We start from the raw sequence: 21,382 nt of genomic DNA on the forward strand, positions 1-21,382 counted from the left end.
ACCTGACGAGCCGTTTCCTGCCATGAAAATCATCATCCTCGGTGCCGGCCAGGTCGGCGGCACACTGGCCGAGCACCTGGCCAGCGAAGCCAACGACATCACCGTGGTCGACACCGACGGCGACCGCCTGCGCGACCTCGGCGACCGCCTCGACATCCGCACCGTGCAAGGCAAGGCCTCGTTCCCCACGGTGCTGCGCCAGGCCGGCGCCGACGACGCCGACATGCTGGTGGCGGTGACCAATAGCGACGAGACCAACATGGTCGCCTGCCAGGTCGCCTACACCCTGTTCAACACCCCGACCAAGATCGCCCGCGTCCGCGAGCCGGCCTACCTGACCCGTACCGGGCTGTTCGACAACGAGGCGATCCCGGTGGACGTGCTGATCAGCCCGGAGCAGGTGGTCACCAACTACATCAAGCGCCTGATCGAACACCCCGGCGCGCTGCAAGTCATCGACTTCGCCGAGGGCAAGGCGCAACTGGTCGGGATCAAGGCCTACTACGGCGGCCCTCTGGTAGGGCAGGAGCTGCGCCAGCTGCGCGAGCACATGCCGAACGTAGATACCCGCGTCGCCGCGATCTACCGCCGCAACCGGCCGATCATTCCCCAGGGCGACACGGTGATCGAGGCCGACGACGAAGTCTTCTTCATCGCCGCCAAGGCCCATATCCGCGCGGTAATGGGCGAGATGCGCAGGCTCGACGACAGCTACAAGCGGATCATCATCGCCGGCGGCGGCAATGTCGGCGAGCGCCTGGCCGAGGCCATCGAGAGCCGCTACCAGGTAAAGATCATCGAGCGCAGCCCGCTGCGCTGCCGGCACCTCTCGGATACCCTGGACAGCACCATCGTGCTCAACGGCAGCGCTTCCGACCGCGACCTGCTGCTGGAGGAAAACATCGGCGAGACCGACGTGTTCCTCGCCCTGACCAACGACGACGAGGCCAACATCATGTCCTCGCTGCTGGCCAAGCGGCTCGGCGCGAGCAAAGTGATGACCCTGATCAACAACCCGGCCTATGTCGACCTGGTGCAAGGCGGCGAGATCGACATCGCCATCAGCCCGCAACTGGCGACCATCGGCACCCTGCTGGCCCACGTTCGCCGCGGCGACATCGAGAGCGTACACTCGCTGCGCCGCGGCGCAGCCGAAGCGATCGAAGTGGTAGCCCATGGCGACGCCAAGTCGAGCAAGGTGATCGGTCGCTCGATCAACGAGATCAAGCTGCCGCCGGGCACCACCATCGGCGCGCTGGTGCGCGACGAGGAAGTGCTGATCGCCCATGGCGACACCCGCATCGAGAGCGGCGACCACGTGCTGCTGTTCCTGGTCGACAAGAAATACATCCGAGACGTCGAGCGACTGTTCCAGGCCGGCCTGACGTTCTTCTGAGGCACGCCCTATCGCGAACGGCGATAGGGCTTCGGCCTACGAACACCAAGGGGCCGCGTGCCTCCTTCGCAACGGCCGAATCCCTCTGTTCCGTGCAAAGCCTGGCCGGAGCCGGGCACAATGGCCGACATCGTTGGAAGAGGGCAGGATGATGATCGAAGGTCTGGAAAAGATGCTGGCCAAAGGCGTGGACAATGCGCTGCTGCGCTTCGGCCTGGGCAAGGGCTACCTGGACGCGGGCGACGCCGAACGCGCGGCGGAACACCTCCAGCGCTGCGTAGAGCAGGACCCGAAGTATTCCGCCGGCTGGAAGCTGCTGGGCAAGGCGCGCCAGGCTGCCGGCGATCTCGCGGGCGCCCGGCAGGCCTGGGAGCAGGGCCTGGCAACTGCCGCGACGCATGGCGACAAGCAGGCCGAAAAGGAAATGACGGTGTTCCTGCGCAAGCTCGACAGGGCGAGAACCTGAGCGTCCGGCCAAGGCTTGCGCAGCGCGTTCTCGCCACCCGCCGGCCGGAGTTCCGGCAGACGGGTCGGGCGTGCTCATCGAGCGCTGGCAGAACGGTTCGAGCACGCCCCGACGACACTTTTACAAAGACCTGTTCCACACATTCGTAGGCAACTTCTGTCAACGATGTAGCCTGCATCCCGAACGCCCAACACCCCATTGAGCGACCACTGCCGGCCCTCTAGCTTCGACTCATCGCTTCGGTCAAAGCCCGAACGCGACACCTGACTTCAACTACTTTTCCGGAGCCAACATGTCGAAGCAAGAGCGTTCAGTCCCGTCCTATGTCGAATACCCATACGAGCAAGCGATTCTCTACGTTCACCGGAACGCCTCCGCCAATGAGATGCTCGAATCCGTACAGGAGCGCCTCAGGGCTCTCCTCGGCCTCCTCCATGCCTTGGAAAGGATCGAAGTGCGGACAGGGCTGGGCGTTCCCATTCAGCGCGTGGCGCACATCCTGGTCACGCTCGGCGGCGATGCCCTGACGCTGCTCACGGCCGCGCACCGGGCTACCACCTCCTGAATGAAGAAGGGCGCAACGGTCACGGCCGTTGCGCCCTTCCTCCAGATTGCCTCGATAAGCCTCAAGCGTTGCTCTGCGGCCGCCCCGGCAGCATCTTCAGGATGCCGTTGAGTAGCATGCCGTAGAGCGGCACGAACAGCAGAAGGCTGATACTCAGCTTCACTCCGTAGTCCACCGTGGCGATTTCCACCCAGTGCTGCGCCATGAACGGATTGTCGCTACGCCAGAACGCCACGAAGAAGAAGGTGAAGGTGTCCAGCAGGTTGCCGAGGATGGTCGAGGCGACTGGCGCGGTCCACCAGTGCCGGGAACGACGGAGGCGGTCGAATACCTGGATGTCGAGGATCTGCCCGAGCACATAGGCGAGGAAGCTTGCCAGGGATATCCGTGCGACGAAGGTGTTGAACTCCAGCAGCGCGGAGAAACCACGGAACGCCGCTTCCTGGAACAACACCGAGACCACGTAGGAGGCGATCAACGCCGGGATCATGACCCGGGCGATGACCAGCCGGGCAGGGCCCTTGCCCAGCAAGCGCACGGTGAGGTCGGTAGCCAGGAAGATGAACGGAAAGCTGAAGGCGCCCCAGGTGGTGTGCCAGCCAAACAGGGTGATCGGCAACTGCACCAGGTAGTTGCTGGCGATGATGATGAAGATGTGGAAGGCGATCAGGCCGGCCAGGGTGCCGCGCCAGGCCGCCGGAGAAGAGGCTGACATGTGCTGTCCTTTTTGCGCGATGGGGTGAGGGAACCCATGCCCGGCACCATGCCGAGCGGCGCGCATTCTAGCCGATAACCGGCAGCGGTTTCGCCCACTCTGTGATCAGTGGCTCATGCCTGGGGTTCCACGTGGAACATCACCGTTCAGGCTTCGCTGAGAAAGCGCAGGCCGACGCCTTCCGCATCGACTCGCACGACTTCCATCTGCAGGATCGGCGCGTCGATCGGCAGATCCTGTACCTGGCCAGTAACGACACTGCCTGTTGGGAGCTGGGTCAGATCCGGGTGTTTGACATAGACCCCGGTGTCGGAGAGGTCGCGTGTCTGCGCCATCAGCTCGCCAAATAACGGGTGACTGATACGGATTCGGCACTTGAGCGGGGTTCGTGGGTATTGTCGTTGATTATCCATCGAGTCCCTCGGGACCTGCGGAGGAGGCGGCAGAGCTGAGCATAGTACCCGGATATGAAAAAGGCGTCTTCCGACGCCCTTTCCTCAATACCATTTTTTCTCGCCATCCGGGCGGTTCTTGAAGCGCTTCATGCTCCACATGTACTGGCTGGGATAGGCTCGTACATACTTCGCCAACTCGCGGCTCATGGCTGCTACAGACACTTCCAGGTCCTTGTCGTACATGTCCGCCGGAGCCGCTTCGAGGATCACCTTGTAACCGCTACCATCGGGCAGGCGCACCGCATGGAAGAACACTCCACGCGCCTTGCCGCGTGAAAGCAACTGCGGGACGAACTTGCTGATCAATGCAGTGGTGCCCAGGTAGGGCACGAAGAGCCCAGCGGTACGCGCGGGCTCGGGGTCGGCGGGAATCCCTACGCAACCGCCTTTCTTCACTTCCTTGATGACACTGAGGATACCCTCCGGAGTGGAAGGTGCGACGCGATTGCCCAATTGCACGCGTTGCTTCTTCAGCAACTCGTCCACTGCCTTCAGCTTGGGCGGACGATAGAAGATGATCGGCTTGGCGTAGGAGCAATAGAAGTGGTTGAGTACTTCCCAGTTTCCCAGGTGACTGGTAATGCCGACCAGGCCATCGCCGGAAGCCAGCGCTTCCTCCAGCACCTCCATGCCTTCGACCTCGCGGATGTATCTCAGCGACTTTTCAGGCGGCCAGATCCAGGCGCAGGCACTTTCGGTGAGGGTCCGGCCAATATCCATCAGGCTTTGTCCGACCAGCTTTTCCAGTTCGGTTTCAGACAACTCGGGGAAGCACTTGGACAGGTTGATCCGCACTACCTCGCGGGATCGATTCGGCAATTTCCACATCAGCCAGCCTATGCCGGCCCCGACGCCTTGCACGGCACGCCAGGGCAATAACGCGAACAGGCGTAGGGCCCCCACCACCAGGGCACCTTTGAATTTCTCCACGAAACACTCCTCGCTCGACTCGAACGCGCATTGTACGCCAGGAAGAAGGCGAGGGCGGCAGCCAAGGAAGCGGGGCGACCAGCTATGCTGCGCGCCGATGTTCCACGTGGAACATCCGAACGCATCCGTCAGGAGCGCCCGGCTAGCCGACGAGTTGGGCGTAACGGTCGCAGTCCTGGGTATGGTCCATGACCATGCCGCTGGCCTGCATGAAGGCGTAGCAGATGGTCGGCCCGACGAAGTTGAAGCCGGCCTTGCGCAGCGCCTTGCTCATGGCCTCGGCTTCCGGGGTAATCGCCGGCACCTCGGCGCGACCGGCGAAATGGTTGATCTTCGGCTGGCCGCCGACGAAGGACCAGAGGAACCCAGCCGGGTCGTCCAGCTCCAGCCAGGCCTGGGCGTTCTGCCGCGCAGCGTTGAGCTTGGCCCGATTGCGAATGATGCCGGGGTCGAGCATCAGTTCGTCGATCTCCGCGTCGCTCATCTGTGCCACCCGCTGCACGTCGAAGCCGAACAGCACCTCGCGGTAGCGCTCGCGCTTCTTCAGCACGGTGATCCAGGACAATCCGGCCTGGAAGCCCTCCAGCAGCAGAAGTTCGAACAGCGCGTCGGGATCGCGCTGCGGCACACCCCACTCCTCATCGTGGTAGGCCATGTAGAGGGGATCGTCGTTGCACCAGAAGCAGCGTGGCATAAGGCTTTCCGTGGTTTTCCAGGGATCGGGGGGACGGGCGAGGCGGCGCGGGAATCGGGTATACTTCCGCGTTTTGTATCGAAGCCTCAGCACAGGTGAATTTCGTGAGCCAGACTACGCCCGCCGTGCGCACCTTCCAAGACCTGATTCTCGCCCTGCAGAACTACTGGGCAGAGCAGGGCTGCGTGGTGCTGCAGCCCTACGACATGGAAGTGGGCGCCGGCACCTTCCACACCGCCACCTTCCTCCGCGCCATCGGCCCGGAGACCTGGAACGCCGCCTACGTCCAGCCGAGCCGCCGCCCCACCGACGGTCGCTACGGCGAGAACCCCAACCGCCTGCAGCACTACTACCAGTTTCAGGTGGTCCTGAAGCCGAACCCGGAGAACTTCCAGGAGCTGTACCTCGGCTCGCTGAAAGCCATCGGCATCGACCCGCTGGTCCACGACATCCGCTTCGTCGAGGACAACTGGGAGTCGCCGACCCTCGGCGCCTGGGGCCTGGGTTGGGAAATCTGGCTGAACGGCATGGAAGTCACCCAGTTCACCTACTTCCAGCAGGTCGGCGGCATCGAGTGCTATCCGGTCACCGGCGAGATCACCTACGGCCTGGAGCGCCTGGCCATGTACCTGCAGGGCGTGGACTCGGTCTACGACCTGGTCTGGACCGACGGCCCGTTCGGCAAGGTCACCTATGGCGACGTGTTCCACCAGAACGAGGTGGAGCAATCCACTTTCAACTTCGAGCACGCCAACGTGCCGAAGCTGTTCGAACTGTTCGACTTCTACGAAAGCGAAGCCAACCGCCTGATCGCGCTGGAGCTGCCGTTGCCGACCTACGAGATGGTCCTCAAGGCTTCGCATACCTTCAACCTGCTGGATGCGCGGCGCGCCATCTCGGTCACCGAGCGCCAGCGCTACATCCTTCGCGTGCGTACCCTGGCCCGCGCCGTGGCGCAGAGCTACCTGCAGGCCCGCGCGCGCCTCGGCTTCCCCATGGCCACCCCCGAATTGCGTGACGAAGTACTGGCCAAGCTGAAGGAGGCCGAATGATGAGCGCCAAGGATTTCCTGGTCGAACTGGGCACCGAAGAGCTGCCGCCAAAAGCCCTCAACAGCCTCGGCGAAGCCTTCCTCAGCGGTATCGAGAAGGGCCTCAAGGCTGCCGGTCTGAGCTATGCCGCTGCGCGTTTCTATGCGGCGCCGCGCCGTCTCGCCGTGCTGGTCGAGCAACTCGCCGTGCAGCAGCCCGACCGTACCGTCAACCTAGACGGTCCGCCGCTACAGGCCGCCTTCGACGCCAGCGGTAACCCGACCCAGGCCGCCCTGGGCTTCGCCAAGAAGTGCGGCGTGGATCTGCAGCAGATCGACAAGAGCGGTCCGAAGCTGCGCTTCATCCAGACCATCGCCGGCCAACCGGCCGCCGGCCTGCTGCCGGGCATCGTCGAGGCCTCGTTGAACGAACTGCCGATTCCCAAGCGGATGCGCTGGGCAGCTCGCCGCGAGGAGTTCGTGCGTCCGACCCAATGGCTGGTGATGCTGTTCGGCGACGATGTGGTCGAGTGCGAGATCCTCGCCCAGAAAGCCGGGCGCGAATCCCGTGGCCACCGCTTCCACAATCCGGACAATGTGCGTATTTCCAGCCCGGCAGCGTATCTGGAAGACCTGCGCGGCGCTCATGTGCTGGCCGATTTCGCCGAGCGCCGCGAGCTGATCGCCAAGCGCGTGGCCGAACTGGCCGCCGAGCAACAGGGCAGCGCCATCGTGCCGCCGAGCCTGCTCGACGAAGTGACTGCACTGGTCGAGTGGCCGGTGCCGCTGGTCTGCTCCTTCGAGGAGCGCTTCCTCGAGGTCCCGCAGGAAGCCCTGATCACCACCATGCAGGACAACCAGAAATACTTCTGCCTGCTGGACGCCAACGGCAAGCTGCTGCCTCGCTTCATCACCGTCGCCAACGTCGAGAGCAAGGCGCCGGAGAACATCGTCAGCGGTAACGAGAAGGTGGTTCGCCCGCGCCTCACCGACGCCGAGTTCTTCTTCAAGCAGGACAAGAAGCAGCCGCTCGAAAGCTTCAATGAGCGCCTGCGCAACGTAGTGTTCCAGGCCCAGCTCGGCACCGTGTTCGAGAAGGCCCAGCGCGTCTCCGGCCTGGCCGCCTACATCGCCGAACGTATAGGCGGCAATGCGCAGAACGCCTCGCGCGCCGGCATCCTGTCCAAGTGTGACCTGGCGACCGAGATGGTCGGCGAGTTCCCCGAAATGCAGGGCATCGCCGGCTACTACTACGCCACCCACGGCGGCGAAGCGGAAGACGTCGCCCTGGCCCTCAACGAGCAGTACATGCCGCGCGGCGCCGGCGCCGAGCTACCCTCGACCCTGACCGGCGCCGCCGTGGCGGTGGCCGACAAGCTCGATACCCTGGTCGGTATCTTCGGCATCGGCATGCTTCCCACCGGCAGCAAGGACCCCTACGCGCTGCGCCGCGCTGCGCTGGGCGTGCTGCGCATCCTCATCGAGAAGCAGCTCGACCTGGACCTGGTAGCCGCGGTCAACGCCGCCGTCGAGCAATACGGCGACAAGGTCAAGGCCGCCGGCCTGGCCGAGCAGGTGCTGGACTTCGTGTTCGACCGCCTGCGCGCGCGCTACGAGGACGAAGGCGTGGACGTGGCCGTGTACCAGTCGGTGCGCGCGCTCAAGCCAAGCTCGCCGCTGGACTTCGACCAGCGCGTACAGGCCGTCCAGGCCTTCCGCCAGTTGCCTGAAGCCGAGGCCCTGGCCGCGGCGAACAAACGGGTGTCGAATATTCTCGCCAAGTCCGAGGACGAGGTTCCGCCGAACGTGGATGCCAGCCTGCTGGTGGAAGCCGCCGAGAAGGCCCTGGGCAGCGCCGTGGCGAACGCCGAAAGCGAAGTCGCGCCGCTGGCAGCGGCACGCGACTATCGCGCCGCGCTGGCCCGCCTGGCGGCCTTGCGCGAGCCGGTGGATACGTTCTTCGCCGATGTGATGGTCAATGTCGACGACGCGGCGGTGCGCGCCAACCGCTATGCGCTGCTGGCCAAGCTGCGCGGGTCGTTCCTCGGGGTGGCGGACATCTCGCTGCTCGGCTGAGCCAGTCCCGCCTCGAAGAAAAGGCCCGGCGTCCTCGCGACACCGGGCCTTTTTCACTACAGGACCTTCAGATACTCCAGCAGCGCACGCTTCTCCTCGGCCGACAGGCTGGTGCCGTACTCATGGCCGCAGCGGCTGTTGCCGGAATCACGCTGCTCGCAGCCGGTGGTCTTCAGCACATAGCTGCCGAATTGGGTCTGCTGGGCGGCGAGGCCGACCTTGTCCACGTCGTAGGCCGTGCCCACCGGGAAGGATTCCACCCGCTCCGCGGCCGGCTTCAGCAACTCTTCCAGGGTCGGCACCGAGCCGTTGTGCAGGTACGGCGCCGCTGCCCAGATCCCCTGCAGGACCCGCGACTCGTAGGGGTAGGGGTCGGCCTGGGTACGCACCGGCTTCTGGAAGGCGGTCAGCAGTTGCCGGGTTTCGTCGGTCATCACGCTTTCCGGCTTGACCGCCGCCGCCTTGGCATCGTGCTTCTCACCGAGGATCGGCACGAAGTGCTGCAGGATCGAACCGGCCACCGCTACGGCGAGTACATCGAAGGCTCCGTCGGTCGCCTTCAGCGGCTGGCCGAACGGCATCCGCGCGCCCTCCATCACGCCGGTCTGCACCTGGCCATCGAGGATGGCGTGCTGGCGGCTGTCGCTGCCGACGTCCCTCAGCGGAGTGTCCCAAAGCACTAGGTCCTTGATCCGGATGCCGTGGCACTCCACGCAGCCACCTTCGTCGGTCTTGCGGGCGAAGATCAGCGCGCCTTTCCTGGCCAGGTGCTTGTCCACCGCCCAGGGCCACTTCGGCGGGCCGATCTTCTTGATCAGGTCTTCCAGCTTGCCCAGCCCGTGGAAGTTGGCCGAGTTGATCTTCAGGTAGTCCATGCCCAGCAGGTGGAACTTGCTCTTCTGCGGGTGGAAGGTGGCGAACACCCCGTAGACCTCGCCGACATTGCGCGCCAGGCCGAGCAGGTCGTTGCCGTTGGCGGCGAAGCCGGGCCACTGGGTCTTGTTCTGCCGCGCCGCGTTCCACAGGAACGGATAGCGCACCGGCGCATCGGCCGCCTTGATGTTGTCGGGAATCAGGTAGGGCGGCGCGGTGCCGATATCCAGCCCGGTAAGGCGGTTGAAGATCATCGATACCGCGTCCAGCCGCGCCGGTCCCCAGGTGTCCTTGGGCAGCGCGCGCTCGATCAGCGTGTGATAGGGCTCGTACCATTCCTTCACCGCCGCGAGCAGAGCGTCGCGCGCACCGGGAGGCGGATTGGCCCCGAGGATCGGCTTGGCGAAGGCGTCGAAGGCGGCGTCATCGCTGGTCAGCGGTCCCACGGCCCGATCGAGGTCGGCGAGGAATGCCTGGAAGTCGACGATCGCCGGACCGCCGTCGATCCGATAGGCAGTGCCCTTCACCTCGATCTGCCGGGTATGGCAGGCCGAACAGGTCATGCCGACCATCTGCCGGGCGCCCGTGCCGGCTACGGTGAAGCCCACCGGCAGGCCTTCCGCGGGCGCCTTGGGGTTGGGCAAATAGCCGTAGCGGGCCAGGCTGTCGGCGAGGAAAGGCGTTCCATCCGGCTGTCGCAACGCCTTGAGCCAGGGCAGGGGCATCACCTGCGAGCCCTGGTCGCGGCTGTAGAAGTCCTGGCGGTGGCTTTCGGTCCATTCCTTGCCCTGGTCGAGCATGACCGGAGCGGCCGCCAGGGCGGCGGAAGAAAGAGCCAGGGAAGCGAGGGACAAGCTTGAAAGGTGCAGTGTCTTTTTCAGGCGTTTCACGGTTACCGTCCTTGGGAACGGGCAGACGCCCCGGAACTCCCCGTCGTCATGCCCGCTCCACCTGTGGTGGAAACACGGCCGGTCGGCCGTGCTGGCATGCGATAGGCGCTTACTGCGTTACTCCGGTGATCCACCCGCCAAGGGGTTCGCACGTACTCCGAGACACCCACTGCTGCGTGCCAAATGACTCCCTGGCCTGGGATTGCCATTCCATTGCCATTATTGAATCTAGTACAGATTGTCCAGCGTAGGGGGCTCGTCGATCCATCCGCGATGCTCCGGCTGGCTGAGGTAGAATCGATCCTTTCCGTTCATGGCCAACTGCGCATCGATGTCCCGTTCCCTGCTGATTCTCGACCGCGATGGAGTCATCAACCTCGACTCCGACGATTACATCAAGACCCTCGACGAGTGGATCCCCATCCCCAGCTCGATCGAGGCCATCGCCCGCCTGAGCCAGGCCGGCTGGACCGTCGCGGTGGCTACCAACCAGTCCGGCATCGCCCGTGGCTATTACGACCTGGCAGTGCTCGAGGCCATGCATGCGCGCTTGCGCGAACTGGTCGCGGAGCAGGGCGGCGAGGTCGGCCTCATCGTCTATTGTCCGCATGGACCGGACGACGGTTGCGACTGCCGCAAGCCGAAGCCGGGTATGCTGCGGCAGATCGGCGAGCACTACGGGGTCGATCTGTCGGGTATCTGGTTCGTCGGCGACAGCATCGGTGACCTGGAGGCGGCGCGGGCCGTCGATTGTCAGCCGGTATTGGTAAAGACCGGAAAAGGTGTACGTACGCTGGGCAAGCCCTTGCCAGAGGGCACCCTGATATTCGACGATCTGGCGGCAGTCGCCAGCGCATTACTTCAGTAAGGTCAGAATACATGTCGACAGTGCAGGCCATCAGAACCGTCCTCTTTTACCTGCTGCTGTCCGCCAGCGCGTTCGTCTGGGGCACCCTCAGCTTCTTCATCGCGCCGATCCTGCCGTTCCGCGCCCGCTACCGCTTCGTGGTACAGAACTGGTGCCGCTTCGCGATCTGGCTGACCCGCGTGGTCGCCGGCATCCGCTACGAGGTGCGCGGACTGGAGAACATCCCGGAAAAGCCCTGCGTGATCCTCTCCAAGCACCAGAGCACCTGGGAAACCTTCTTCCTCTCCGGCTTCTTCGAGCCACTCAGCCAGGTACTCAAGCGCGAGCTGCTCTACGTGCCGTTCTTCGGCTGGGCCCTGGCCCTGCTCAAGCCCATCGCCATCGACCGCAGCCAGCCCAAGCTGGCCCTCAAGCAACTGGCCAAGCAGGGCGACGAGTGCCTGAAGAAAGGCGCCTGGGTGCTGATCTTCCCGGAAGGCACGCGTATTCCGGTGGGGCAGATGGGCAAGTTCTCCCGCGGCGGCACCGCCCTGGCGGTCAACGCCGGGCTACCGGTACTGCCGATCGCCCACAACGCCGGGCAGTATTGGCCCAAGGCCGGCTGGGCCAAGTACCCGGGCACCATCCAGGTGGTGATCGGCCCGGCCATGCACGCCGAAGGCGAAGGCCCGCGCGCCATCGCCGAGCTAAACCAGCGCGCCGAAGCCTGGGTCAGCGAGACCATGGCCGAGATCAGCCCCATCCAGCAGCGGGTCAGCCATCCGGAGCCGTCGGTGGTCTCGTGAAGGGCCGCAAAGCCCCCTGCAAGGCGCACTGTGCGCCGATTCGATAAAAGAAGCCCCGCCATAGCGGGGCTTCTTGTTTTCACGCGAGGCGCAAAGCAAGGCCGGCTGGAAACGATCGACCGAACCGACCGGCGACCGCTGCCCACAGAAGCGGTGCCACGCCGCCAGGAGGCCTGGGTCCAGGGTGCCAATGCTGGCGAGCAACCGGGGCTCGGCCACACCTTGGCAAGGCACATATCCAGGCTACCTGGCGCAAAAAGAAAACCCCGGCGCCAGGCCGGGGTTTCCATGAGGGTCGGTCTGCCGCCCCGTCACACGTCCAGGTTCGACACCGCCAGCGCGTTGCTTTCGATGAAGTCGCGGCGCGGCTCCACGGCATCGCCCATCAGGGTGTTGAAGATCTGGTCGGCGGCGATGGCGTCCTCGATGGTCACCTTGAGCATGCGCCGGACGTTCGGATCCATGGTGGTTTCCCACAGCTGCTCAGGGTTCATCTCGCCCAGCCCCTTGTATCGCTGGATGCTGTGGCGCTTGGTACCTTCGGCCATCAGCCAGTCCAGGCCGTCCTTGAAGGCGCTGATCGGGCGCTTGCGCTCACCCTTCTGCACGTAGGCGCCGTCTTCCAGCAGGCTGTTCAGCTGGTCGCCGAGCAGCGACACCGAGCGGTAGTCATTGCTGGCGAAGAAGTCACGGTTGAAGGTGACGTAGCTGGACAGGCCGTGGGCCACCAGCTCCACCTCGGGCAGCCACAGGTGGCGCTCGCGGTCTTCGCGCAGGCTGGCCTTGTAGGTCAGGCCGGACTTCTCGGCGGCGGTCAGGCGCGCCTGGAACTTCTCCAACCAGCCCTGCATGGCCGACTCGTTAGCCAGGTCGTCCACCGACACGGTAGGCAGGTAGATGAAGTGCTCGGTCAGCTCCTGGGGGTACAGGCGCGACAGGCGCTTGAGGGTGGCGATCACCCCGCGATACTCGTTGACCAGTTTCTCCAGCGCCGCCCCGGACAGGCCCGGAGCGTGCTCGTTGACGTGCAGGCTGGCGTCTTCCAGGGCCGACTGGGTCATGTACTCTTCCATGGCCTGGTCGTCCTTGATGTACTGCTCCTGCTTGCCGCGCTTGACCTTGTACAACGGGGGCTGGGCGATGTAGATGTAGCCACGCTCGATCAGCTCGGGCATCTGGCGGAAGAAGAAGGTCAACAGCAGGGTGCGGATGTGCGAACCGTCGACGTCAGCATCGGTCATGATGATGATGTTGTGGTAGCGCAGCTTGTCGATGTTGTATTCCTCGCGGCCGATGCCACAGCCCAGGGCGGTGATCAGCGTACCGACCTCCTGGGAGGAGAGCATCTTGTCGAAGCGCGCCTTTTCGACGTTGAGGATCTTGCCCTTGAGCGGCAGGATCGCCTGGGTCCGGCGATTGCGGCCCTGCTTGGCGGAACCGCCCGCGGAGTCACCCTCCACGATGTACAGTTCGGAGAGCGCCGGGTCCTTTTCCTGGCAATCGGCCAGCTTGCCGGGCAGGCCGGCGATGTCCAGTGCGCCCTTGCGGCGGGTCATCTCGCGCGCCTTGCGCGCGGCCTCGCGGGCACGGGCGGCGTCGATCATCTTGCCGACCACGGCCTTGGCTTCGTTGGGATTCTCCAGCAGGAAGTCGGCGAAGTACTTGCCCATCTCCTGTTCCACCGCAGTCTTCACCTCGGAGGAGACCAGCTTGTCCTTGGTCTGCGAGCTGAACTTCGGGTCCGGTACCTTCACCGAGATGATCGCGGTGAGGCCTTCGCGGGCATCGTCGCCGGTGGTGGCGATCTTGAATTTCTTCGCCAGGCCTTCGGCCTCGATGTAGTTGTTCAGGTTACGCGTCAGCGCCGAACGGAAACCGGCCAGGTGGGTGCCGCCATCACGCTGCGGGATGTTGTTGGTGAAGCAGAGCAGGTTCTCGTTGAAGCTGTCGTTCCACTGCAAGGCGACTTCCACACCCACGCCGTCCTCTTCACGCTGGACGTTGAAGTGGAATACCTCGTTCACCGCGGTCTTGTTGGTGTTCAGGTACTCGACGAAGGCCTTCAGACCGCCTTCGTACTTGAACAGCTCCTCCTTGCCGGTACGCTCGTCGCGCAGCAGGATGCCGACGCCGGAGTTGAGGAAGGACAGCTCGCGGATGCGCTTGGCCAGGATGTCCCAACTGAAGTGGATGTTGCTGAAGGTCTCCGGGGACGGCTTGAAGTGAACTTCGGTGCCGGAGCCATCGGTCTCGCCCACTTCGCGCAGTGGGAACTGCGGAACGCCGTGGTGGTAGACCTGTTCCCAGACCTTGTTGTGGCGACGGATGGTCAGGCGCAGTTCATGGGACAGCGCGTTCACCACCGAGACGCCCACACCGTGCAAGCCGCCGGACACCTTGTAGGTGTTGTCGTCGAACTTGCCGCCGGCGTGGAGGACGGTCATGATCACTTCCGCCGCAGAAACCCCTTCTTCCTTGTGGATATCCACCGGAATACCGCGTCCATTGTCGCGGACAGTGATCGACTCATCCGTATGGATGGTGATGCTGATTTCGCTGCAGTAACCGGCCAGCGCTTCGTCGATGGAGTTATCCACCACCTCGAACACCATGTGGTGCAGACCGGTGCCATCGTCGGTGTCGCCGATGTACATGCCGGGGCGCTTGCGTACGGCATCCAGCCCCTTCAGCACCTTGATGCTGGAAGAGTCGTACGTGTTGTTCTCGCTCATGCTTCACTCCCGATGGTCGTGGTCTGAGAGACTTTTCCATGTTCCACGTGGAACATGGATACCGGCGTATCCGTGCGCCAGCCGTCTTTCAATAGTTGCGGGTCCACGCAGGTGATGAATACCTGGCAACCCAAATCTTCAAGCAAGCGGCAAAGAGCCATTCGATGCTGCTCATCCAATTCCGAGGGCAGGTCGTCCACCAGGTAGACGCACTGTCCGCGCTTGGCGCGATTGATCAGATGGCCTTGGGCGATGCGCAGGGCGCATACCACCAGCTTCTGCTGACCGCGCGAGAGAATCTCCGCGGCGTTATGACCTGCCAACCGTATGCGAAGATCCGCACGCTGCGGTCCCGCCTGGGTGTGGCCCATCTGCTGGTCGCGCAACAGGCTGGAAGCCAGAACCTCCAGGAGGTCCCGGTCCTTGTCCCAGCCTCGGTAGTAGCTAAGGGTCAGGTCATCCAGTGAAACCAATTCGGCGAGTGTTTCCTCGAATACCGGTTTCAACGCCTGGATATAGCTTCTGCGGTAGGCATCGATCTCATCGCTGGCCAGGCTCAATTCCCGGTCCCAGGCCGCTTGCGACGCGGGATCCAGTTTACCATGCCGGAGCCAGGAGTTCCGCTGGCGCAGCGCCTTCTGCAGGCGCTGCCAGACGGGCAGAAACCGAGGTTCCACGTGGAACACTCCCCAATCGAGGAACTGTCGGCGGATCTTCGGCGCTCCCTCGAGCAACCGAAAGCTGTCCGGGTTGATCAGTTGCAGTGGAAGTGTTTCCGCTAATTGAGCCGCACTTCGGGCGTTCTGCCCATCGATGCGAATGGTGAACTCGCCCTGGCGTTCACGGGAAATCCCCAGGTTGCTGGCGATGCCGTTGGCCAACATCACCTGGCCGAATACGGTGCAGGCCGCTTCCTCGTACTGGATCACCGGCTGCAAGCGCGCACTGCGGAATGAACGCGCCAGGCCCAGCAGGTGGATGGCTTCGAGCACGCTGGTCTTGCCGCTGCCGTTGTCGCCGTAGAGGATGTTGATGCGGGGGGAGGGGGAGAGGGTCACCGGGTGCAGGTTGCGCACCGCGGTGACCGAAACGCGGGTCAGGGACATTCAGTGTGATTAGAGGCGCATCGGCATGACGACATAGGCAGAATCGTCATTGTCGGCCTCGTGGACCAGGGCGCTGCTGTTGGAATCGGAAAGGATGAAGCGGACCTGCTCGGTACCGATCACACCCAGCACGTCGAGCAGGTAACTGACGTTGAAGCCGATCTCCAGGTTGCCGCCGTTGTACTCGACCTGCACTTCTTCCTCGGCCTCTTCCTGCTCCGGGTTGTTCGCCTGGATTTTCAGCAAACCGTTGGAAAGCTGCAGGCGAATGCCGCGGTACTTCTCGTTGGAGAGGATCGCGGTGCGGCTGAAGGCTTCGCGCAGTTGCTGGCGGTCACCGACCACCAGCTTGTCGCCACCGCGCGGCAGTACGCGTTCGTAGTCCGGGAACTTGCCGTCCACCAGCTTCGAAGTGAAGGTGAATTCGCCAGTGGTGGCACGGATATGGTGCTGGCCCAGGACGATACCGACTTCGCCGTCCTGCTCGGTGAGCAGACGAGCCAGTTCGAGGATGCCTTTGCGCGGCACGATCACCTGGTGGCGGTCCTGCGACGGGATCTGCGCATCCAGCGAGCACATGGCCAGTCGGTGGCCGTCGGTGGCGACGGAGCGCAGGGTGCCACCGTTCACTTCCAGCAGCATGCCGTTGAGGTAGTAACGCACGTCCTGCTGGGCCATGGCGAAGCTGGTGCGGTCGATCAGGCGACGCAGCTTGCTCTGGGCAATGCTGAAGTTCAGCGAGCCGGGACCTTCCTCTACGGTGGGGAAATCGTTGGCCGGCAGGGTGGACAGGGTGAAGCGGCTACGCCCGGCCTTCACCAGGAGTTTCTGCTCTTCGACACGGATGTCGATCAGCACGTCGTTCGGCAGGCTCTTGCAGATGTCCATCAGCTTGCGCGCCGGTACGGTGATCTCGCCGGGTTCGGCGGCATCTTCCAGTACCACGCGACCAACCAGTTCGACCTCGAGGTCGGTGCCGGTCAGCGACAGTTGCTGGCCTTCGACCACCAGCAGGACGTTGGAGAGAACCGGCAATGTCTGGCGGCGTTCCACGACGCCGGCGACCAGTTGCAGCGGTTTCAACAGGGCTTCGCGTTGAATGGTGAAATGCATGGTCTAGTCCCTTGCCTCGTGGGCTGCGTCAGGTTGTCAGGGTACGCAGCAGGTTCTTGTAGTCCTCGCGGATATCCGCGTCGGATTCCCTAAGTTGAGCGATCTTACGACAGGCGTGCAACACCGTGGTGTGATCCCGACCGCCGAAGGCCACGCCGATCTCCGGCAGGCTGTGGTTGGTCAGCTCCTTGGAGAGCGCCATGGCCACCTGGCGCGGGCGCGCCACCGAGCGCGAACGCCGCTTGGACAACAGATCGGATATCTTGATCTTGTAGTACTCGGCGACGGTGCGCTGGATGTTGTCGATGCTGACCAGCTTGTCCTGAAGGGCCAACAGGTCCTTCAGCGACTCGCGAATCAGCTCGATGGTGATCGGCCGGCCCATGAAGTGCGAGTGGGCGATCACCCGCTTCAGCGCACCTTCCAGTTCGCGCACGTTGGAACGGATGCGCTGGGCGATGAAGAAGGCCGCATCGTGCGGCAGCTCGATCTTCGCCTGCTCAGCCTTCTTCATCAGGATCGCCACCCGGGTTTCCAGTTCCGGCGGCTCGACGGCCACCGTCAGGCCCCAGCCGAAGCGGGACTTCAGCCGCTCTTCCAGGCCTTCGATTTCCTTCGGATAGCGGTCGCTGGTGAGGATCACCTGCTGGCCGCCTTCGAGAAGGGCGTTGAAGGTGTGGAAGAACTCCTCCTGGGAGCGCTCCTTACGGGCGAAGAACTGGATGTCGTCGATCAACAGTGCGTCCACCGAGCGGTAGAAGCGCTTGAATTCGTTGATGGCGTTGAGCTGCAAGGCCTTCACCATGTCCGCGACGAAACGTTCCGAATGCAGGTAAACCACCTTGGCGTTCGGGTTCTTCTTCAGCAGGTGGTTGCCCACCGCATGCATCAGGTGGGTCTTGCCCAGGCCGACGCCACCGTAGAGGAACAGCGGGTTGTAGCCGTGCTTGAGGTTGTCCGCCACCTGCCAGGCGGCGGCGCGGGCCAACTGGTTGGACTTGCCCTCGACGAAGTTCTCGAAGGTGAAGGTACGGTTGAGATAGCTGGTGTGCTTCAGCGCGCCTTCGACCTGGACGTTGCGCTCGGTGCGTACCGCAGGTGCGGCTCCGGCCGGCATAGCGGCGGCCAGCGGATCGATGCTGGGCTCTTCCGGCTCGTAGGGATCGCTCGACACGCTGGGAGCCGTCGTCACTGGCGGCAGCTCTTCACGTGGCACTACCACGGGCGCGGCCGATACCGGCTGCACTGGCGCCGGCGGCGGAGCAACCGGAGGCGGGGGAGCCACGTGGGTCTGCGATGGGACGATGGCGGCGCGCGGCGTACGGCTACGCTTGCTGCCTATTAATAAGGAAAGCGCGGGCAACTGACCCTCGCCGCGTTCACCGAGCAGTTCCAGAAGCCGACCGAGGTATTTCTCGTTCACCCAATCGAGGACGAAACGGTTGGGTGCATACACACGCAATTCGTCGCCTTCGGCTTCGACCTGCAAGGGACGGATCCAGGTGTTGAATTGTTGGGACGGCAGCTCATCGCGGAGAAGATCCACGCACTGCTGCCAAAGTTCCACGGACACGGATATCCCCCAAAGATTGGAAAGGCGGCACAACGAAATAAGCGCCTATTGTAGCCGGACGGGCCGGACTTATCCACATGCCGATGCGCTGAGGCCCCAAGCAAATCAAGACCTTAATAAAAGCAGGCAGGCCGACGGACGGTCGTCCTGGACTTTGTGGATAACCCTTGCTTTGAAGGGGGTACATCCCTGCGCACAGCCGTGTGGAAAAAACCGCTGTGGATAACCATCTCGTTCATCCCCAGGCTTCGCTCAGGAAGGAAACAGCCTCGACACCGGTTCTCGACAACCTTTTGCCTGCCGGAGAAACACGCAATTGCTGGGCTTCATCGAGTTATGCACAGAAAAGCGCCGTCCCAAGAGCATTAACCGTTTCTATCCTTTAAAAGAAAAATGACTTCCTTGTATCTATCTATTACGTCATCGCTGGTTGGAAATTGACCTGCCCGTTCGATTTCACTAGAATCGCCGGTCTCTTTAAACGGGGTCACTGCGACCTCAAGTCGTCAACCCAGGTACCGAATCATGAAACGTACTTTCCAACCCAGCACCCTCAAGCGCGCTCGCGTCCACGGTTTCCGCGCCCGTATGGCCACCAAGAACGGCCGTCAGGTTCTGTCGCGTCGTCGCGCCAAAGGCCGTAAGCGTCTGACCGTCTGATTTATCCGGTACGGGTGGTGAGTCGGGACTTCGACCGGGACAAGCGTCTACTGACAGCCCGGCAATTCAGCGCAGTCTTCGACTCTCCGACCGGCAAGGTCCCCGGCAAGCACGTCCTGCTGCTGGCGCGCGAGAACGGTCTCGATCACCCCCGCCTGGGCCTGGTGATCGGCAAGAAGAACGTCAAGCTCGCCGTCCAGCGCAATCGCCTCAAACGCCTGATCCGCGAATCGTTCCGCCATAACCAGGAAACCCTGGCTGGCTGGGATATCGTGGTGATCGCGCGCAAAGGCCTGGGCGAACTGGAAAATCCGGAGCTGCACCAGCAGTTCGGCAAGCTCTGGAAACGCCTGTTGCGCAATCGACCTCGCACGGAAAGCCCTGCTGACGCCCCTGGCGTGGCCGACGGTACTCATGCATAGGTCGATGCCCGCGCATCCCGATCCCTGTAGTGTCATCCCCCCTTCGATGACCCGGCACCGTCGTTCCCAGCCAAGTTGTACTTCCCTAGCGTACGAGGCTATCGCGCAGCATGGCCCGCGACGCAATGGTCGCCCGAGTGCGGTTTCCTCCACTCGGCTCCATCACTGGCAATCCCGTAGCCGCGATCTGCTACTGTCAGTTTCCTTCAAGCACCGCCCTTTCTCGATGGCCGAGTAACCATGGACATTCAACGCTCGATTCTCATCGTCGCCCTTGCAGTCGTGTCCTACCTGCTGGTTCTCCAGTGGAACAAGGATTACGGTCAGCCTGAGCTGCCCGCCGCCAGCGCTTCGATGAACACCACGCAAGGCCTGCCGGACACTCCGTCCGCCTCGGGCACCAGCAGTGACGTTCCCACTGCCCAGAGCAGCGCGGCCGGCAGCGAAGCCGCCGACAAGCCGGTTGCGGTCAGCGACAAGCTGATCCAGGTGAAGACCGACGTCCTCGACCTGGCCATCGATCCCCGTGGCGGCGATATCGTCCAGCTCGGCCTGTTGCAGTATCCGCGCCGCCTGGACCGTCCGGACGTGCCGTTCCCGCTGTTCGACAACGGTCGCGAACGTACCTACCTGGCGCAGAGCGGCCTCACCGGTGCCGACGGCCCGGACGCCAGCAGCGCCGGCCGCCCGCTGTTCCACAGTGCGCAGAGCAGCTACCAGTTGGCCGACGGCCAGAACGAACTGGTCGTGGACCTGAGCTTCAGCCACGACGGTGTCAACTACATCAAGCGCTTCACCTTCCACCGTGGCCTGAAAGCCGATTGCTCGGACAAGGAAAAGGCCCAGAAGAAGATCGAGTGCATCAATGAAAACGCCTATCAGGTCGGCGTCAGCTACCTGATCGACAACCAGAGCGGCAAAACCTGGAGCGGCAACCTGTTCGCCCAGCTCAAGCGCGACGGCAGCGCCGACCCGTCCTCGACCACCGCCACCGGGGTGTCCACCTACCTCGGCGCCGCGGTCTGGACCCCGGATTCGCCGTACAAGAAGATCTCCACCAAGGACATGGACAAGGAACAGTTCAAGGAGTCCGTGCAGGGTGGCTGGGTCGCCTGGCTGCAACACTACTTCGTGACCGCCTGGGTTCCGACCAAGGGCGAGCAGCACCAGGTCATGACCCGCAAGGACGGCCAGGGCAACTACATCGTCGGTTTCACCGGCCCGACCCTGAGCGTTCCGGCGGGTAGCAAGGTGGAAACCGACCTGACCCTGTATGCCGGCCCGAAACTCCAGAAGCACCTGAAGGAACTCTCCCCGGGCCTGGAACTGACCGTCGACTACGGTTTCCTTTGGTTCATCGCCCAGCCGATCTTCTGGCTGCTGCAACATATCCACAGCCTGATCGGCAACTGGGGCTGGTCGATCATCGCCCTGACCGTCCTGATCAAGCTGGCCTTCTTCCCGTTGTCCGCCGCCAGCTACCGTTCGATGGCGCGCATGCGCGCGGTGTCGCCGAAGATGCAGGCGATCAAGGAACAGCACGGCGACGATCGGCAGAAGATGTCCCAGGCGATGATGGAGCTGTACAAGAAGGAGAAGATCAATCCGCTGGGCGGCTGCCTGCCGATCCTGGTCCAGATGCCGGTCTTCCTCTCCCTCTACTGGGTACTCCTGGAAAGCGTGGAAATGCGCCAGGCGCCGTGGCTCGGCTGGATCACCGACCTGTCGGTGAAGGATCCGTTCTTCATCCTGCCGATCGTCATGGGCGGCACCATGCTGATCCAGCAGATGCTCAACCCGACCCCGCCGGACCCGATGCAGGCCAAGGTGATGAAACTGATGCCGATCATCTTCACCTTCTTCTTCCTCTGGTTCCCAGCCGGTCTGGTGCTGTACTGGGTAGTCAACAACTGCCTGTCGATCGCACAGCAGTGGTACATTACCCGCAAGATCGAGGCAGCCGCGAAGACCGCCTGACGTCTATCGCGAAAACTGTCCACAACAAGACGCCCCCCTCGAGGGGCGTCTTGCTA

The 21,382-nt window shown here is 63.3% G+C and carries 18 protein-coding genes and 1 pseudogene; 10 read left to right on the forward strand and 9 right to left on the reverse strand.

Translation table 11 applies throughout. The annotated features are described in order from the left end of the window. Positions 1–22: 22 nt before the first annotated feature. The 3 genes from trkA (at position 23) to HMPREF1224_RS27350 (ending at position 2,427) form a co-directional block, all read left to right on the forward strand. Positions 23–1,396, forward strand: coding sequence for a Trk system potassium transporter TrkA (trkA, locus tag HMPREF1224_RS27340; protein WP_003107053.1), 1,374 nt, complete (start codon positions 23–25; stop codon positions 1,394–1,396). A 148-nt stretch (positions 1,397–1,544) separates the two neighbouring features. Then, a complete protein-coding gene (locus HMPREF1224_RS27345) occupies positions 1,545–1,862 on the forward strand; it encodes a tetratricopeptide repeat protein (protein WP_003120685.1) in 318 nt (105 codons plus the stop codon). Positions 1,863–2,154: 292 nt separating this feature from the next. Next, entirely contained in the window at positions 2,155–2,427 is a 273-nt protein-coding gene (locus tag HMPREF1224_RS27350) for a hypothetical protein (RefSeq protein WP_003114644.1), read from the forward strand. Positions 2,428–2,488: 61 nt separating this feature from the next. On the opposite strand, the gene HMPREF1224_RS27355 is transcribed toward HMPREF1224_RS27350, so the two are convergent. The 4 genes from HMPREF1224_RS27355 to HMPREF1224_RS27370 form a co-directional block, all read right to left on the reverse strand. Next, complete coding sequence (locus HMPREF1224_RS27355) at positions 2,489–3,142, reverse strand: 7-cyano-7-deazaguanine/7-aminomethyl-7-deazaguanine transporter (RefSeq protein WP_003097286.1); 654 nt, start codon at positions 3,140–3,142, stop codon at positions 2,489–2,491. 146 nt (positions 3,143–3,288) lie between these two features. Then, positions 3,289–3,555 (reverse strand): PilZ domain-containing protein, encoded by a 267-nt coding sequence (locus HMPREF1224_RS27360; protein ID WP_003114645.1) that lies wholly within the window; start codon positions 3,553–3,555, stop codon positions 3,289–3,291. An 84-nt stretch (positions 3,556–3,639) separates the two neighbouring features. Then, positions 3,640–4,527, reverse strand: a complete 888-nt coding sequence (locus HMPREF1224_RS27365; RefSeq protein ID WP_003097282.1) for a lysophospholipid acyltransferase — start codon at positions 4,525–4,527, stop codon at positions 3,640–3,642. A gap of 142 nt (positions 4,528–4,669) precedes the next feature. Then, entirely contained in the window at positions 4,670–5,221 is a 552-nt protein-coding gene (locus tag HMPREF1224_RS27370) for a DNA-3-methyladenine glycosylase I (RefSeq protein WP_003097280.1), read from the reverse strand. Positions 5,222–5,325: 104 nt separating this feature from the next. Between HMPREF1224_RS27370 and glyQ the strand changes: the two genes are divergently transcribed. Next, a complete protein-coding gene (gene glyQ / locus HMPREF1224_RS27375; RefSeq protein WP_003097276.1) occupies positions 5,326–6,273 on the forward strand; it encodes a glycine--tRNA ligase subunit alpha in 948 nt (315 codons plus the stop codon). Continuing rightward, positions 6,273–8,327 (forward strand): glycine--tRNA ligase subunit beta, encoded by a 2,055-nt coding sequence (gene glyS / locus HMPREF1224_RS27380; protein WP_003114646.1) that lies wholly within the window; start codon positions 6,273–6,275, stop codon positions 8,325–8,327. Before glyQ ends, glyS begins: the two co-directional genes overlap by 1 nt. Positions 8,328–8,383: 56 nt before the next feature. Here the strand turns inward: glyS and HMPREF1224_RS27385 are convergent, their stop codons facing one another. Continuing rightward, the gene (locus HMPREF1224_RS27385; RefSeq protein ID WP_010793611.1) at positions 8,384–10,090 is read right to left on the reverse strand and encodes a di-heme-cytochrome C peroxidase; all 1,707 of its coding nucleotides are present in this window, start codon (positions 10,088–10,090) and stop codon (positions 8,384–8,386) included. Between the two features lie 331 nt (positions 10,091–10,421). On the opposite strand from HMPREF1224_RS27385, the gene gmhB reads away from it, so the two are divergent. Beyond that, the gene (gmhB, locus tag HMPREF1224_RS27390; RefSeq protein ID WP_003120688.1) at positions 10,422–10,958 is read left to right on the forward strand and encodes a D-glycero-beta-D-manno-heptose 1,7-bisphosphate 7-phosphatase; all 537 of its coding nucleotides are present in this window, start codon (positions 10,422–10,424) and stop codon (positions 10,956–10,958) included. Between the two features lie 11 nt (positions 10,959–10,969). Continuing rightward, entirely contained in the window at positions 10,970–11,743 is a 774-nt protein-coding gene (locus HMPREF1224_RS27395; RefSeq protein ID WP_003100265.1) for a lysophospholipid acyltransferase family protein, read from the forward strand. A 311-nt stretch (positions 11,744–12,054) separates the two neighbouring features. Here the strand turns inward: HMPREF1224_RS27395 and gyrB are convergent, their stop codons facing one another. The 4 genes and pseudogenes from gyrB to dnaA all read right to left on the reverse strand — a co-directional run bounded on the left by gyrB (position 12,055) and on the right by dnaA (position 18,267). Continuing rightward, the gene (gene gyrB / locus HMPREF1224_RS27400; RefSeq protein WP_003097268.1) at positions 12,055–14,475 is read right to left on the reverse strand and encodes a DNA topoisomerase (ATP-hydrolyzing) subunit B; all 2,421 of its coding nucleotides are present in this window, start codon (positions 14,473–14,475) and stop codon (positions 12,055–12,057) included. 3 nt (positions 14,476–14,478) lie between these two features. Beyond that, positions 14,479–15,581 (reverse strand): annotated as a pseudogene (gene recF / locus HMPREF1224_RS27405) (DNA replication/repair protein RecF). A 9-nt stretch (positions 15,582–15,590) separates the two neighbouring features. Beyond that, positions 15,591–16,694: a DNA polymerase III subunit beta gene (gene dnaN / locus HMPREF1224_RS27410; RefSeq protein ID WP_003097262.1), complete on the reverse strand. Its 1,104-nt coding sequence runs from the start codon at positions 16,692–16,694 to the stop codon at positions 15,591–15,593. 28 nt (positions 16,695–16,722) lie between these two features. After that, positions 16,723–18,267 (reverse strand): chromosomal replication initiator protein DnaA, encoded by a 1,545-nt coding sequence (dnaA, locus tag HMPREF1224_RS27415; RefSeq protein ID WP_003109151.1) that lies wholly within the window; start codon positions 18,265–18,267, stop codon positions 16,723–16,725. A 525-nt stretch (positions 18,268–18,792) separates the two neighbouring features. On the opposite strand from dnaA, the gene rpmH reads away from it, so the two are divergent. The 3 genes from rpmH (at position 18,793) to yidC (ending at position 21,326) form a co-directional block, all read left to right on the forward strand. After that, positions 18,793–18,927, forward strand: coding sequence for a 50S ribosomal protein L34 (rpmH, locus tag HMPREF1224_RS27420; protein ID WP_003100258.1), 135 nt, complete (start codon positions 18,793–18,795; stop codon positions 18,925–18,927). Positions 18,928–18,941: 14 nt separating this feature from the next. Beyond that, positions 18,942–19,349 (forward strand): ribonuclease P protein component, encoded by a 408-nt coding sequence (gene rnpA / locus HMPREF1224_RS27425; protein WP_003100251.1) that lies wholly within the window; start codon positions 18,942–18,944, stop codon positions 19,347–19,349. 240 nt (positions 19,350–19,589) lie between these two features. Next, positions 19,590–21,326 (forward strand): membrane protein insertase YidC, encoded by a 1,737-nt coding sequence (yidC, locus tag HMPREF1224_RS27430; protein WP_003097255.1) that lies wholly within the window; start codon positions 19,590–19,592, stop codon positions 21,324–21,326. Positions 21,327–21,382: the final 56 nt, after the last annotated feature.

It is taken from the genome of Pseudomonas sp. P179 (assembly GCF_000478485.2).
In the GTDB taxonomy this organism is placed as follows: Bacteria; Pseudomonadota; Gammaproteobacteria; order Pseudomonadales; family Pseudomonadaceae; genus Pseudomonas; species Pseudomonas aeruginosa.